General features: G+C 67.3%; 17 protein-coding genes. All 17 read left to right on the top strand.

The genetic code is table 11. The features are described from left to right. Position 1: 1 nt before the first annotated feature. The 17 genes from E0L93_RS07835 to rpsO all read left to right on the top strand — a co-directional run bounded on the left by E0L93_RS07835 (position 2) and on the right by rpsO (position 14,168). Complete coding sequence (locus E0L93_RS07835; RefSeq protein WP_243638159.1) at positions 2-589, top strand: translation elongation factor Ts; 588 nt, start codon at positions 2-4, stop codon at positions 587-589. A 4-nt stretch (positions 590-593) separates the two neighbouring features. Continuing rightward, positions 594-1,346, top strand: coding sequence for a UMP kinase (gene pyrH / locus E0L93_RS07830; protein ID WP_243638158.1), 753 nt, complete (start codon positions 594-596; stop codon positions 1,344-1,346). A 4-nt stretch (positions 1,347-1,350) separates the two neighbouring features. Beyond that, positions 1,351-1,911 carry a ribosome recycling factor gene (gene frr / locus E0L93_RS07825; RefSeq protein ID WP_132690679.1) on the top strand — a complete coding sequence of 187 codons (561 nt, stop codon included), beginning with the start codon at positions 1,351-1,353 and terminating at the stop codon, positions 1,909-1,911. A gap of 3 nt (positions 1,912-1,914) precedes the next feature. Next, a complete protein-coding gene (uppS, locus tag E0L93_RS07820; protein ID WP_424511425.1) occupies positions 1,915-2,658 on the top strand; it encodes a polyprenyl diphosphate synthase in 744 nt (247 codons plus the stop codon). Positions 2,659-2,661: 3 nt separating this feature from the next. Beyond that, entirely contained in the window at positions 2,662-3,438 is a 777-nt protein-coding gene (locus tag E0L93_RS07815) for a phosphatidate cytidylyltransferase (protein ID WP_132690675.1), read from the top strand. Between the two features lie 8 nt (positions 3,439-3,446). Beyond that, the gene (gene dxr / locus E0L93_RS07810; RefSeq protein WP_207890376.1) at positions 3,447-4,556 is read left to right on the top strand and encodes a 1-deoxy-D-xylulose-5-phosphate reductoisomerase; all 1,110 of its coding nucleotides are present in this window, start codon (positions 3,447-3,449) and stop codon (positions 4,554-4,556) included. Next, positions 4,553-5,605 (top strand): M50 family metallopeptidase, encoded by a 1,053-nt coding sequence (locus tag E0L93_RS07805; RefSeq protein WP_132690671.1) that lies wholly within the window; start codon positions 4,553-4,555, stop codon positions 5,603-5,605. Before dxr ends, E0L93_RS07805 begins: the two co-directional genes overlap by 4 nt. Before the next feature lie 72 nt (positions 5,606-5,677). After that, the gene (gene ispG, locus E0L93_RS07800) at positions 5,678-6,751 is read left to right on the top strand and encodes a flavodoxin-dependent (E)-4-hydroxy-3-methylbut-2-enyl-diphosphate synthase (RefSeq protein ID WP_132690669.1); all 1,074 of its coding nucleotides are present in this window, start codon (positions 5,678-5,680) and stop codon (positions 6,749-6,751) included. A 127-nt stretch (positions 6,752-6,878) separates the two neighbouring features. Next, positions 6,879-7,331, top strand: a complete 453-nt coding sequence (locus E0L93_RS07795) for a ribosome maturation factor RimP (protein WP_132690667.1) — start codon at positions 6,879-6,881, stop codon at positions 7,329-7,331. Next, positions 7,328-8,443, top strand: coding sequence for a transcription termination factor NusA (gene nusA / locus E0L93_RS07790; protein WP_132690665.1), 1,116 nt, complete (start codon positions 7,328-7,330; stop codon positions 8,441-8,443). Before E0L93_RS07795 ends, nusA begins: the two co-directional genes overlap by 4 nt. Before the next feature lie 74 nt (positions 8,444-8,517). Beyond that, positions 8,518-10,506 carry a translation initiation factor IF-2 gene (gene infB, locus E0L93_RS07785; RefSeq protein ID WP_424511424.1) on the top strand — a complete coding sequence of 663 codons (1,989 nt, stop codon included), beginning with the start codon at positions 8,518-8,520 and terminating at the stop codon, positions 10,504-10,506. Between the two features lie 12 nt (positions 10,507-10,518). Continuing rightward, positions 10,519-10,800 carry a DUF503 domain-containing protein gene (locus E0L93_RS07780; RefSeq protein ID WP_132690661.1) on the top strand — a complete coding sequence of 94 codons (282 nt, stop codon included), beginning with the start codon at positions 10,519-10,521 and terminating at the stop codon, positions 10,798-10,800. After that, the gene (gene rbfA, locus E0L93_RS07775; protein ID WP_132690659.1) at positions 10,797-11,159 is read left to right on the top strand and encodes a 30S ribosome-binding factor RbfA; all 363 of its coding nucleotides are present in this window, start codon (positions 10,797-10,799) and stop codon (positions 11,157-11,159) included. Before E0L93_RS07780 ends, rbfA begins: the two co-directional genes overlap by 4 nt. Beyond that, a complete protein-coding gene (locus E0L93_RS07770; protein ID WP_132690657.1) occupies positions 11,125-12,081 on the top strand; it encodes a DHH family phosphoesterase in 957 nt (318 codons plus the stop codon). The genes rbfA and E0L93_RS07770 overlap by 35 nt, the downstream gene beginning before the upstream one ends. Continuing rightward, on the top strand, positions 12,078-12,947 hold the full coding sequence (truB, locus tag E0L93_RS07765; RefSeq protein WP_132690655.1) for a tRNA pseudouridine(55) synthase TruB: 870 nt from the start codon (positions 12,078-12,080) through the stop codon (positions 12,945-12,947). Before E0L93_RS07770 ends, truB begins: the two co-directional genes overlap by 4 nt. After that, complete coding sequence (locus E0L93_RS07760; protein ID WP_207890375.1) at positions 12,935-13,828, top strand: bifunctional riboflavin kinase/FAD synthetase; 894 nt, start codon at positions 12,935-12,937, stop codon at positions 13,826-13,828. The genes truB and E0L93_RS07760 overlap by 13 nt, the downstream gene beginning before the upstream one ends. Positions 13,829-13,901: 73 nt before the next feature. Next, on the top strand, positions 13,902-14,168 hold the full coding sequence (rpsO, locus tag E0L93_RS07755) for a 30S ribosomal protein S15 (RefSeq protein ID WP_243638156.1): 267 nt from the start codon (positions 13,902-13,904) through the stop codon (positions 14,166-14,168). Positions 14,169-14,185: the final 17 nt, after the last annotated feature.

Genomic DNA, 14,185 nt, shown 5'->3' with positions numbered 1-14,185 from the left:
AGTGGCGAGCACCATAGAGAAGATCAAGCAGCTGCGGGAGGAGACCGCGGCGGGGATGATGGACGTCAAGAGGGCTCTCGAGGAGTCCGGTGGAGATCTCGACGGCGCGCGCCGGATCCTCAAGGAGCGCGGGCAGGCGATCGCGGCCAAGAAGAGCGCCCGCGAGACGAACGAGGGCCTGATAGACGCCTACATACACTTCAACGGCAGGGTTGGGGTTCTCGTCGAGGTCAACTGTGAGACGGACTTCGTGGCCCGCACGGAGGAGTTCAGGCAGCTCGTGCGCGACATCGCGATGCACATCGCCTCGATGAAGCCCCTGGTCGTAAGACCGGAGGACATCCCTGAAGAGGTGAGGGCGCAGGAGCGGGCCATCTTCGAGAAGCAGGCGGCCGAGATGAACAAGCCCGAGCAGGTGACGCGCTCCATCGTCGAGGGGAAGCTGAAGAAGTGGGAGGCCGAGCAGGCCCTCATGACCCAGCCCTTCGTCAAGGACCCGGAGAGGACCGTCGGCGAGCTGGTACAGGAGGCGATCGGAAGGATCGGAGAGAACATAACCGTCCGGCGGTTCACCCGCTACGAGCTCTAACGAGTTGGCCTCCGAGATCACGCTGGGCCCCGTAAGGCGGGTCGTGCTCAAGCTCTCCGGCGAGAGCATGGCCGGGGACGAGGGCTACGGCATAGACCCGAAGAGCCTGGAGGTGACGGCCACCCAGGTCGAGGAGGCCGTCGAAGCGGGGGCCGAGCTCGCCATCGTGGTCGGGGGCGGAAACATCTTCCGCGGCTCACAGGTGGCCGAGGAGCTGGGGATAGAGAGTGCCACAGCGGACTACATGGCCATGCTAGGCACGGTTATCAACGCCGTGGCCCTGCAGTCCGCGCTGGAGCGGCGGGAGATCCCCACCCGGGTGCAGACCGCGATCCAGATCCAGGAGGTCGCCGAGCCGTACATCCGCCGGCGCGCCATAAGGCATCTGGAGAAGGGCCGGGTGGTCATCTTCGCGGCCGGGACGGGCAACCCCTTCTTCACCACCGACACCGGGGCGGCGCTCAGGGCGCTGGAGATCGGGGCCGACGCGCTGCTGATGGCCAAAAACCGGGTGGACGGCGTCTACGACAAGGACCCGCTCAAGCATCCGGACGCCCGGCGCATCCCGTACCTGGACTACATGGAGCTCCTCTCCAGGAACCTCCGGGTCATGGACCACACGGCCGCCACGCTGTGCAGCGGGGAGCGCTTGCCGATAGTCGTTTTCGATATACTTAGATCCGGCAACCTCCGCAGGATCCTGCAGGGGGAGCGCGTAGGGTCCCTGATCTGGAACGGCGGCGAAAGAGGAGATTGAAGAGATGACGGACGTTGTGGACCTCTCCGGTGCCGAAGCGCGCATGAAGAAGTCGGTCGAGGCCGTCCGGCGGGAGTTCGCCACCGTCCGCACCGGACGGGCCAACCCCGCCATCCTGGACCGCATCGAGGTTGAGGCCTACGGCTCGCGGATGCCGCTCAGGAGCGTGGCCGGGATAAACGTGCCCGAGGCTCGTCTGATCACGGTCACCCCGTTCGACCCCAACACCATCAAGGCCATCGAGAAGGCCATCCGGGAGTCGGACATCGGGCTGAACCCGCAGAGCGACGGCAAGGTCATCCGCCTGCCCATCCCCGAGCTGACCGAGGAGCGGCGCCGGGAGCTGATCCGGGTCGTGCGCGGCATGGCCGAGGAGGGGCGGGTCTCCATACGGAACATCCGCCGGGCCGAGATGCGCGAGATTGGCGAGTGGCGCCGGGAGGGTGAGATCTCTGAGGACGACGAGCGGCGGGTGGAGGAGGAGCTGCAGAGGCTGACCGACCGCTACATCGGCCAGATAGACGCCATGCTTAGGGACAAAGAGGCCGAGCTGATGGAGGTCTAGCCGATACTCAGGCTCGCTCACAAGGACCGGGCGGAGGAGGTCCTCGCCCGACTGGACCCCGCGAGGGTCCCGCGCCACGTCGCCATTATCATGGACGGCAACGGCCGCTGGGCCCGGCGCCGCTGGCTGCCCCGGACGGCCGGTCACCGGGCCGGGGTGCAGGTGCTCACGCCGCTTCTGGAGACGGCCGGCCGGGCCGGGGTCAAGTACCTCACCCTGTACGCCTTCTCGACCGAGAACTGGGTGCGGCCGGAGGAGGAGGTCGACGCCCTCATGTCGCTCTTTCTGGAGACGGCTCGGGGCAAGGTTCCGGAGCTGCACGAGCGCGGGGCGCGCCTGCGCTTCCTCGGCCGCCGGGACGGGTTGCCGGAGAGCGTGCTGCGGGCGATCGGGGAGGCCGAGGAGCTGACCCGCCGCAACGAGAGGCTCAACGTCTACATAGCGCTCAACTACGGCGGGCGGAGCGAGATCGTGGACGCCGCCCGGCGCATGCTTGCGGCCGGGCTGTCCCCGGGCGAGGTGGACGAGGAGACCTTCGCCCGCCACCTCTACGCGCCGGAGCTTCCGGAGGTGGATCTGCTCATCCGCACCAGCGGCGAGCTCAGGATCTCCAACTTCCTGCTCTGGCAGATAGCCTATGCCGAGTTCTACGTGACCGATACCCTCTGGCCGGACTTCTCGCCGGAGGAGTTCCTGCACGCGCTCGACGCCTACGCCAACCGCTCCCGCCGGCGGGGTGGAGTGTAGGGGATGCTGAGGTGGCGATTCGCCACCGCCGCAGTTCTGGCGCCGGCGATCCTGGCCGCCATCTATCTGGGCCGCTGGACGGTGGTGGCTGCTGTGCTCATCTTCGCCGGGCTCGCCGCCCGCGAGCTCTCTCGAGCCCTGCGGCCGCTCTCTGCTCCGGCCGCGATCACCGTCGCGCTCGCTCCCGTTGTGCTCGCGATCCCGCTGGATGAGGTGGGGGCGCTGGCGGGGGTCATGCTGAGCCTGCCGGTGATCCTCCTCTGGCTCGTTGTGCGGCCGGAGCGGCGCTCGCTCCGCTCGGCGGTGGGGGCTTTGCTGGGATCTGTCTGGATCGGGGCGGCTTTTGCGCACCTGATCCTGCTCTCCGAGCTGCCGGAGCCCGTCGTGCCGCTGCTGATAGCCGTCGTAGGCCCCTGGATATCGGACGCCGGGGCTTACTTCTGCGGCCTCTTCTTCGGCCGGCATCGCATCTTCCCGCTCGCCAGCCCCAACAAGACGGTGGAGGGGGCCGTCGGTGGGGGCGCGCTGACCGTGCTGGCCGTCGGGCTCGCCTCCGCGGTCTTTCTGGGGCTTCCGGCGCTTGCAGCCGTCTTTCTGGGGGGCGTGGTGGCGCTCTTCAGCCAGGCAGGGGATCTCTTCGAGTCGCTGCTGAAGCGCATTCTGGACATCAAGGACACCGGCCACATGCTGCCGGGCCACGGCGGGGTGCTGGACCGGATAGACAGCCTGCTCTTCACCGCGCCTGCGGTATACTACGCGCTCCTTATCATCCATCCATGAGGCGGCGTGTGACAGTACTCGGTTCGACCGGCAGCATCGGGCGTCAGGCGCTCGATGTGATCCGCCGCCACCCGGAGAGGTTCGAGGTCGCCGGGCTGGCGGCGGGAGGCTCCAGCGTGGAGGTGTTGGAGCGGCAGGCGGCCGAGTTCCGCCCGGAGTACGTGGCCGTCCGGGACGAGGTTCCGTCCGTCCCGTCCGGAACGAAGCTTCTCTGCGGCGAGCGGGCCGCGGAGGAGCTGGCGGCCGTCCCGGTGGATGTGGTGCTCAACGGCATCGTGGGGTTCGCCGGTCTGGCGGCGACGGTGAGCGCCCTGCGGGCCGGTAACAGGCTGGCGCTGGCGAACAAGGAGTCGCTGGTGGCCGGTGGAGAGTGGGTGATGTCGCTGGCCGGGGAGGGGCAGATCATCCCCGTGGACTCCGAGCACTCGGCCATCTTCCAGTGTCTGGAGGGAGGCGGCGGGCTGGCCGGTGTGCTGCTCACCGCCTCCGGCGGGCCGTTCTTCGAGCTGGAGAAGCGGGACCTGCTGGAGGTGGGGCCGGAGGACGCCCTCAAGCACCCGAACTGGGAGATGGGCGCGCGGGTGACAGTGGACTCCGCCACGATGATGAACAAGGGGTTGGAGGTCATAGAGGCGCACCATCTCTTCGGCGTCCCCTACGACGACATAAAGGTGGCCGTGCACCGGCAGTCCATCGTGCACGGCGGGGTGATGCTAAAGGACGGGTCGGTGATCCTGCACGCGGCCCTCCCGGATATGCGCATCCCCATAGCCTACGGGCTCTCGCACCCCGAGCGCGTGGAGACGGGGGTGGAGACGGTGCCGTTCGACGCGGTCTGGACCTTCCAGGAGCCGCGGGATGAGATCTTCCGGTGCCTGCCGCTCGCGCTCGAGGCCGGGCGGGCCGGGGGTGCGTACCCGATCGCGCTCAACGCGGCCGACGAGGTGGCGGTCGCGGCGTTTCTGGAGAAGAGGATAGCGTTTCTGGAGATCGCGGATATCATAGAGGGTGTTTTGGAACGGATCCCCGCGGCCGGGAGGCCGGACTCCATGGAGGCCATAACCGCCGTGGACCGGGCGGCGCGGGAGCTTGCTGAGAGAGAGGTTTCACACCGGTGACGATTCTCATAGCGATACTCGGTCTGAGCTTCCTGATCGTGGTGCACGAGGCCGGGCACATGCTGGCCGCGCGGGCGATGGGGGTGCACGTCAAGGAGTATGCTGTGGGGTTCGGGCAGCCGATTCTGCGGAAGAAGATCGGCAAGACGCACTACTCTCTGCGCTGGATCCTCTTCGGCGGCTTCGTGCGCATGAAGGGCATGGACGACGGCGAGGCGGGGCCGGACTCCTACAGCTCCAAGCCGCCCTGGCGGCGGGCGTTCATAATCTTCGCCGGGCCGCTGGCCAACCTCGTCGCCGCCGTGCTCATCGCTTTCGCCTTCTTCGCCCTCGCTCCCGCGCCCGTGCCCCGGGCGGAGGTGGCGGAGGTCAGTCCGAACAGCATGGCCGAGGAAGTCGGCATCCGGCCGGGAGATGAGCTGATCGCCGTGGACGGCGAGCGCATAGAGGGCTGGGAGGGGTTCGTAAGCGCCGTGGCCCAGCGCTCGCCGGGGGAAGAGGTTACGGTCGTCGTCGAACGCGGGGGCCGCGAGCTGGAGTTCAGCGGCACGCTCACCGCCAGCCCGGAGGACCCGGACCGCCCGCTGGTAGGCGTCTCGCCCGTTACGGTGCAGGAGCGGCTGCCGGTGAGCGAGGCTCTCGCGCGGGCGGTGCAGTTCAACGTGGCGATCCTGCTGGCGCTCGGGGACTTTATCGGGCAGATCATCACCGGTGAGCAGAGCTTCCGGGAGAATGTGGCCGGGCCGGTCGGGATCGTGACCATAACGGGCGAGTCCGTGCAGCAGGGGTTCTTCTTCCTGCTGCTGGCGTTCATCAGCCTGCAGCTCGCCATCTTCAACCTGCTGCCGTTCTTGCCGCTCGACGGCGGGCACCTGCTCTTCATCGCTGCAGAGAAAGTTCGTGGGCGCCCCGTGAGCCGGGAGACGATGGGCAAGATCGGGTTCATCGGGTTCGCCGTGCTTATTCTCTTCGTCATCTTCGTGACCGTCGGAGACGTGGGACGGCTGATATCCGGCGAGCCGTTGATCCCGGAGCAGCCGCCGGAGTAGGCGAACGTTAGCAACGGGCTGCAAAACGGGTAAAATCAGGGGCCGGAGTGGAGCCAGTCCCACGGGAGTGATATGACCGAGACAGCAGCGCCGGAGAGACCTGTTACCAGCCGCCGGATCATGGTCGGGGACGTGCCGATCGGGGGCGGGGCGCAGATCGCCGTGCAATCCATGACCAACACGATGACCTACGACGTGGAGGCGACCGTGCAGCAGATCTACGACCTGAGCAGCGCGGGCGCGGATCTGGTGCGCGTCTCGGTCAACGGTTCCAAGGCGCTGGCCGGGTTCCGGGAGATCGTTCCCCGCTCGCCGGTGCCGCTGATCGCCGACATACACTTCGACTACCGGATGGCGCTCGGAGCGGCGGATGCCGGAGCGGCGTGCGTGCGCATCAATCCCGGCAACATCGGAAACGACGACCGCTTCCGGGCCGTGATCGAGAAGTGTCAGGAGAAGGGGATCGCCATGCGCATCGGCGTGAACTCCGGCTCGGTCGAGAAGCGGTTCTGGCACCTGCCGAAGGCCGAGGCGATGGTCGCCAGCGCGCTGCACAAGGTAGAGATAGCCGAGGAGATGGGCTTCACGAACTTCAAGGTCTCGCTCAAGGCCAGCCACGTCCCCGTGATGGTCGAGGCCAACAAGAAGTTCCGCGAGCACTCCGACGCGCCGCTGCACCTGGGGGTCACCGAGGCCGGCACCAAGCTCCCCGGAGCGATCAAGAGCGCTGCGGCGCTCGGACAGCTGTTGCCCTACGGCATCGGCGACACCATCCGCATCTCGCTGGCCGAAGATCCGCTGGAGGAGATCCCGGTCGCCTACCAGATCCTGGGTGCGCTGGAGCTGCGCCACCGGGGGCCGAACGTTATCGCCTGTCCGAGTTGCGCCCGTACCTTGGGCTTCGACGTGATCGGGATGGCCGCCAGGGTCGAGGAGAGGCTCAAACACTACGAGGACCACTTCACGGTTGCGGTCATGGGCTGCATCGTCAACGGTCCCGGCGAGGCGCGGGACGCAGACTACGGCGTCGCCGGCGGCAAGGATGACGGCGTGATCTTCGCCAAGGGCAGGCCCCTGCGGAAGGTGAAGGCGGAGGAGATCTTCGACGCCCTCTTTGAGGAGATAGAGAAGGACGGGCGCAGGTAGCTTACAAGGCGCGCCTTGTAACTCTCATACGTTGCTGTATAATCATCGGGAGCGTTGCGGAGCAAGGGGCTCTCACGGGCCCGTTGCTTTTTTAACGTCTCGGCGAGGAAGTAGGTGATCGGAGACGGTGCGGCTGGAGAGAATCACGGAGATCGTGGAGGGCGCTCTGCCGCCGGAGGCCGAGCTTTTGGACGCGCGGATCTCGGGCGGGCGGGAGCCTCTGCTGACGCTGCAGATCGACCGGTTCGACGGTCCGGTCGACCACGAGTTCTGCGCGCGCATAATCTCCGAGGTCTCGCCGGTGCTGGAGGGCGAGGGCTTCGGCGGGATGCTGGAGGTCTCGTCTCCGGGGATCGAGCGTCCGCTCACCAAGCCGGAGCATTTCCGGCGCTACGCCGGCAGGAAGGCGCGGGTGCGGACGGTGGAGAAGATCGGGGACCGGAGGAACTTCACCGGGGTTATCGAGCGGGTGACGGAGTCCGGCGTGGTCCTCAGACCCTTGGAGGGGGGAGCGGAGGTGGAGATCGGGTTCGGCTCCATCGCGCGGGCACACCTCAAGGAGGAAATAGAGGAAGCATGAATACGGCACTACTTTCGGCACTGCATGAGATAGAGACGAACAAGGGCATTCCGTTCGAGAAGCTGAAGAGCGTTCTTGAGGAATCGCTGCTCACGGCGTACCAGCGCCGGGAGGATGCGGTAGAGGGCGCCCGGGTGGTGATGGACCGGGAGACCGGTGAGCTGCGGGTTATGAAGGACGGGGAGGACGTGACGCCCCACGATTTCACCCGCATGGCCGCGTACCACATGCGCCAGACCTTCTACCAGCGGCTGAACGAGGTTATCAGCGAGGAGCTTCTGGCCGAGTACGGGGGGCGTGTCGGGGATGTGGTCAACGGCATAATCCAGCAGACCCACCGCCGGATGACGCTCGTAGATCTGGGCCGGGTCGAGGCGCTGCTGCCGCCGAGTGAGCAGGTCCCGGGCGAGCGGTACGAGAACGGTCAGCGCATCAAGTGCTATCTGCTCGAGGTGCGCGAGTCCGGCCGCGGGCCCAGCCTGATCGTGAGCCGCCGCCACGAGGGGCTTCTGAGGGGGCTCTTCGAGCTGGAGGTGCCCGAGATCTACGACGGGCTGGTGGAGATAAAGGCCGTTGCGCGGGAGGCCGGGCTGCGTTCCAAGGTTGCCGTGTGGTCGGAGGAGCCCGGCATAGATCCCGTGGGGGCCTGCGTAGGGCCGCGGGGCAGCCGGGTCCGGGCCGTGGTCTCGGAGCTCAGAAACGAGAAGATAGACATCATCCAGTGGGACCCCGATCCGGCACGCTTCATAGCGAAGGCGCTCTCTCCGGCCCGGGTGCGGGAGGTGTACCTGGATGAGGACGAGCGGCAGGCCGAGGTCATCGTACCGGACGACCAGCTCTCCCTGGCGATCGGCAAGGAGGGGCAGAACGCCCGCCTGGCGGTGAAGCTCACCGACTGGAAGATAGACATAAAGCCGGAGAGCCAGGCCGTGGAGTACGAGGAGGAGGACGACTGGGAGCCCGAGGAGTCTTCGATGCACCGGTGCCGCGCGATCCTCGCCAACGGCCGGCGCTGCGCCAACATGGCCCTGCCGGGCTCGCTCTTCTGCGGCATCCCCTCGCATCAGGCCCAGGCGGAGGAGTTTGAAGGCCAGAGAGAGAGCGGCTCCTAGGAAGGGGGGATAGCGTGAGCAACAGGCGAGTCTACGAGATAGCCAGGGAGCTGTCGCTGGACACGAAAGAGGTCATGCGGCGGCTGCAAGACGCCGGGGTGGAGGTGAAGAACCACTTCGCGGCGGTGGATGACGAGCTCTACGAGCGGGTGTTCGGCAACGGGCGGAAGCAGAACTCTCCCCGGGGAGGCAAGGGCTCCAAGAAGCGCCGGCGCGTCGTTATCGACGCCAGTGCGACCAGCAAGCCTTCTCGCGCCGCCGGCGGTGACCGGCCGGCGCCCGCAAAGAAGGCCGAGCCGGAGCCCGAGAAGGAGCGGGGAGACGGGGTGATCCGACTGGAGCCCGGCGCGACGGTTAAGGATCTGGCGGATGCGGCCGGGGTTCCGCCGGCCCGGGTGGTGAAGATCCTCTTCAGCCTGGGGGAGATGAAGACCCAGAACCAGACGCTCACCGAGGAGGAGATCGAGCTCGTCGCCGAGGAGCTGGGGGTGCGGGTCGAGCTCACGGAGGCCGTGGATCTCTCCGCCCCGGAGCCGGAGGTCGAGGACGCTCCGGAGGATCTGATCGAGAAGCCCCCGGTGGTCACGGTGATGGGGCATGTGGATCACGGCAAGACCTCGCTTCTGGATAAGATCCGCCAGACCGAGGTCGCCGCGCGCGAGGCCGGCGGCATAACGCAGCACATCGGGGCCTATCAGGTGGAGAGCGGCGGCCGGAAGGTCACCTTCATAGACACCCCGGGGCACGAGGCGTTCACCGAGATGCGCGCCCGCGGCGCGAAGATAACGGACGTGGTGGTGCTCGTGGTGGCTGCCGACGACGGTGTGATGCCGCAGACCGAGGAGGCCATCGAGCACGCCCGGGCGGCCGGGGTCCCCATCGTCGTGGCCCTGAACAAGATCGACGTGCCGAATGCCAACCCGGACATGGTGATGGGGCAGCTCGCCGAGCGGGGACTGACCCCCGAGGCCTGGGGCGGCGATACGGTCACCGTGCCCGTCTCGGCCAAGACGGGCGAGGGGATAGAGGACCTGATCGAGAACATCCTCATCGTAGCCGAGCTGGAGGAGCTGAAGGCCAACCCCAACGCTCCCGCGAGCGGGTACGTGATCGAGAGCCAGCTCGATCCCGGCCGGGGCACGGTCGCCACCCTGCTGCTGACGCGGGGCACGCTGCACCGGGGAGATATCGTGCTCGCCGGCACCTCCTACGGCCGCGTGCGCGCCATGATGGACTACACGGGGCACCGCGTGGAGGAGGCCGGACCCGGTATGCCGGTAGAGATCCTGGGCCTGCAGGGAGTTCCCGAGGCCGGCACCGGCTTTGAGGTCGTCGAGCACGAACGCATGGCGCGCGCCCGGGCGCAGCAGGCCGAGGCGGCGTTGCGGCGGCAGGAGCTGGCTCAGGGCGGCCCCACCCGCCGGACTCTTGAGGACCTGCTCGGCCAGAGCGGGGTGAAGGACCTCAACCTCATCGTCAAGGCGGACGTGGCCGGCTCCGTGGAGGCACTCCGGGACGCCCTCACCCGGCTCTCCACCGACGAGGTGCGCGTGAACATCGTGCGCAGCGGCGTGGGCGCCATCAACGACGCGGACGTGAAGCTCGGTGCGGCGAGCGAGGGTATCGTGCTCGGATTCAACGTGCGCCCCACGGCGACGGCCAAGCAAGTGGCCGAGCGCGAGGGCGTCGAGATCCGGACCTATGGCGTGATCTACCAGGCGCTGGAGGAGATCGAGGCCGCCATGAAGGGCATGCTGGCCCCGGAGACCGCCGAGCGCGAGACCGGCGTTGCGGAGGTGCGCCAGACCTTCCGGGTTCCGAACGTGGGTACCGTAGCCGGCTGCTACGTGACCGAGGGCGAGATCTCCCGCAACGACCGGGTGCGCGTGGTGCGCGACGGCACGGTGATCTACGAGGGCGAGGTGGCTTCGCTCAAGCGCTTCAAGGACGACGTGCGCTCGGTGCGGCAGGGGTTCGAGTGCGGCATCGGCATCGAGAACTTCAACGACGTCAAGGAAGGCGACGTCCTGGAGTTCTTCAGGATCGTAGAGGTCGAGCGGTAGCCTTCGCCCGGGATGTTCTGCGTTCTGCGGCTGGAGCTGGAGCTGCCCCACGCCTTCAGCCTCAAGGATAAGCGCCAGACGCTCCGGTCCGTGAAGGACCGCCTGCGCCGGAGGAACATCTCGGTGGCCGAGGTGGACCGCCACGATTCGTGGCGCCGGGCCACGCTGGAGTTCGCCGCGGCCGCGGTCTCGCACGGGGCCGCGGACGAGAAGCTGCAGGAGATCCGGCAGATCCTCCTCGCCTACGACGACCTGTTCATCCTCGACTGGCACGAGGAGGTCATCAAGCTGTGAGCGAGCGGACGCGCAAGGTGGAATCTCAGTTGATGGAGATCATCGGGGAAGAGGTGGACTCCCTCTCGGACCCGCGCATTCATGGGCTGGTGACCGTGACCGGCGTGCGGGTGAGCCCGGATCTGGGACACGCCACGGTCTACTACAGCGCGATGGAGGGCGCCGAAGAGGCGCGCGAGGGGCTGCAGAGCGCCGCCGGCAGGATACAGGCCGCAATAAACCGGCAGATGCACCTCAAGCGGACCCCGAAGCTCGCGTTCGAACCCGACCCCGCCGTCGAGCGGGCTGAGAAGATAGAAGCGGCTCTGAAGGAGATAAGGCGACATGGTAGTGAGCAAGACGGTCAACACCACCGCTGAGGTCGCGGGGTTCCTAAAGCAGCAGGACCGGGCCGCGATCACGACCCACGTCGGGCCCGACGGGGACGCGATCGGTTCAGCCGTCGCGCTCCTGTACCTGATGCGCTCGCTGGGGGCCGAGGCCGTCTTCTGCCACCGGGAGGAGATCCCGAACTACCTCCGCTGGCTTTTGCCCGAGCCGCCGCTCAGGGAGCTGCCGGCCGGGTACCCGCTGCTGGTCGTGGATACCTCGCGTGAGGACCGGGCCGCCGTGGCGCACGACCGGACAGCCCTGAACATAGATCACCACGAGGACAACCCGCTCTACGGCGAGCTGAACCTGGTGTGGCCGAAGGCCGCCGCCAGCGCTCGTATCGTGCTGGAGCTCTTCCGGGAGCTGGAGGTTCCGCTCACCGTGCAGGCGGCCGAGGCCATCTACACCGGCATCATGACCGATACCGGCGGCTTCCGATTCCGCAACATCTCCCCGGAGGTGCACGAGATCGCCGCCGGCCTCCTGCGCGCCGGCGTCGTCCCGGCCGAGGTGCACGACCGGCTCAACCGCGCCGCCACCGTCGAGCAGCTGAACATTATCGGGATCTCGCTCGCCCGCGCGGTGCGCTACGGCCGGGCGCTCGTCTCAATCGTGGATGCCGAGGACTACCGGCGCGCGGGCGCCACCGAACTGGACTCCAAAGAGGCGATAGACTACCTGCGGATGGTCGCCGGTGTGGAGGTCGTGGCACATCTGCGCGAGACCCCGGCCGGGACCAAGGTCTCCCTGCGCTCCGAGAGCGTGGATGTGGGCGATATCGCACGCCGGTTCGGCGGCGGGGGTCACAGACTGGCCGCCGGTTATACCTCCCCGCACTCGCCGCTTGTGGCACGCGACGAGCTACTCAAGGCCCTGGCGGACGTCGTGGACCTCGGAGGTGAGGCATAACACCCGCAGGCCTGCTGCTGCTGGACAAACCGCCGGGCATCACCAGCGCCCGGGCGGTCTCCCGGGTGAAGCGCCTCCTGCCCGCAAAGACGAAGGTCGGACACACCGGCACCTTAGACCCACTGGCCTCGGGACTGCTGGTGCTCGCGGTGGGACGCGCCACCCGCCTCGCACGCTACGTCACCGCGCTGGACAAGACCTACACGGCGGCCGCCCGCTTCGGCGCGGTCTCGGACACGCTGGACGCAGAGGGTGAGATCTCAGAGCTCGACGTCCCCCCCGTGGATGAAGACGCCCTCCGCCGGGCCATCCCCGCTCTTACCGGCGAGATCTCCCAGCTGCCTCCCATGGCCTCGGCCGTCAAAGTCGGCGGAAGGCGTCTCTACGAACTGCACCGGCGGGGCGTGGAGGTGGAGCGCGAACCCCGCCGGGTGACGGTGTATGAGTTCGAACTGACCGCCTTCGAACCCGAAGAACAGAGGGCCGAGTTCCACATCTCCTGCAGCAGCGGAACCTACGTCCGCTCCCTCATAGCCGACCTCGCCCGCTCCCTCGGCTCCGGAGCCTACCTCACCGCCCTGCGCCGTACCCGGGTCGGACACCTGAGCGTGGAGGACGCCGCCACCCCCGACGAACTGAAGACCCCGGCCGACCTCCAGAGCCGCATAATACACATGCGTGCGGCTGTGCAGCATCTACCGGTGGTGGAGATCGGCTCCGGGCTGGCGGCGGTGGTGTGCGGGGGTGGGCGGTTCGCCTGCAATCTGGAGGGGAGCTTCCGGGTGGAGTCGGGGGGCGAGTTGCTGGCGGTTTACCGGGGGGATGGCAAGGTTGCGCGGGCGGAGGTGGTATTGTGGCCGCGGTAGTAGCGCTCGGGACGTTCGACGGGGTGCATTTGGGGCATCAGGCGGTGGTACGTCGGGCGGTTGTGGAGGGCAGGAGGCTGGGGCTGTCTTCCGTTGCTGCCACCTTCCATCCGCATCCGCGGTCCGTGGTGCGTCCGGGGACTGAGCCGGCGCTTCTGACGCCGATCGGGGTGCGCCGCGAGCTTCTGTTGGGGCTCGGGGTAGATGAGGTGGTTACGATACCGTTCACGCGGGAGCTCTCGCTGAAGACCCCGGAGGAGTTCGTCCGGGAGGTGCTCGTCGGGGAGCTTGATGCGGCCGGGGTTGTAGTGGGAGAGAACTTCCGGTTCGGCCGGGGAGCTGTCGGGGACGTGGAGGCGTTGCGGCGTCTTATGGATGGTTTTGGCGGCCGGGTGTGGAGCGTGGGGGTGCTTGAGGCTGGAGGAGAGGTAAGCTCGACCCGGATCCGGCGGGCGGTAGCCGAGGGTCGGGTCGAGGAGGCGGCCCGGTTGCTCGGGCGCCCGTTCACGCTGCGGGGGAAGGTTGTGGAGGGGGACCGGCGCGGGCGCACCATCGGGTTCCCGACGGCGAATCTGATCCCGGAAGCGGGGGTGGTGGTGCCTGGGCGCGGGGTATATGCGGGGGAGGCTGTGGTAGGGAGGGAGCGGTTCGGGGCGTGCATAAACGTGGGGATTGCGCCCACCTTCGGGCGTGGGGTGCCGCGGGTGGAGGCCTACATACTGGACTTCGACCGGGACATCTACGGGTGGGAGATAGACGTGTACTTCACGCACCGTCTCAGGGAGGAGAAGAAGTTCGGCGGGGTGGAGGAGCTTGTAGCTCAGTTAGAGCAAGATGTAAGGCAGGCGCGGGAGATAGCCGCGGCTCGCAATAAAAGCTAAAAAGTATGTGTTAGCATATATGCTGGAAGAAGAGATAAGAGGCAAGGATAGAGAAGAAGAGGATAGAGAGAAGTTGGCGGCAGTGGAGAACAAAGAGAAGATCATCGAGGAGTACAGGACCCACGAGAGCGACACCGGGTCTCCCGAGGTGCAGGTGGCGATACTTACCGAGCGGATCAATCACCTCACCGAGCACCTGCGGGTTCACAAGCACGACTATCATTCCCGGCGGGGGCTTCTAAAGATGGTCGGCCGCCGGCGGCGGCTGCTAAGGTACCTGCAGAATCAGGACGTCGAGCGCTACAGGGCGCTCATCTCGCGGCTCGGCCTGCGCCGGTAACGAAGATCCAAGAGGAG

It is taken from the genome of Rubrobacter taiwanensis, from assembly GCF_004337705.1.
Taxonomy (GTDB): domain Bacteria; phylum Actinomycetota; class Rubrobacteria; order Rubrobacterales; family Rubrobacteraceae; genus Rubrobacter_C; species Rubrobacter_C taiwanensis.
This window is presented reverse-complemented; position numbering and strand designations above follow the sequence as displayed.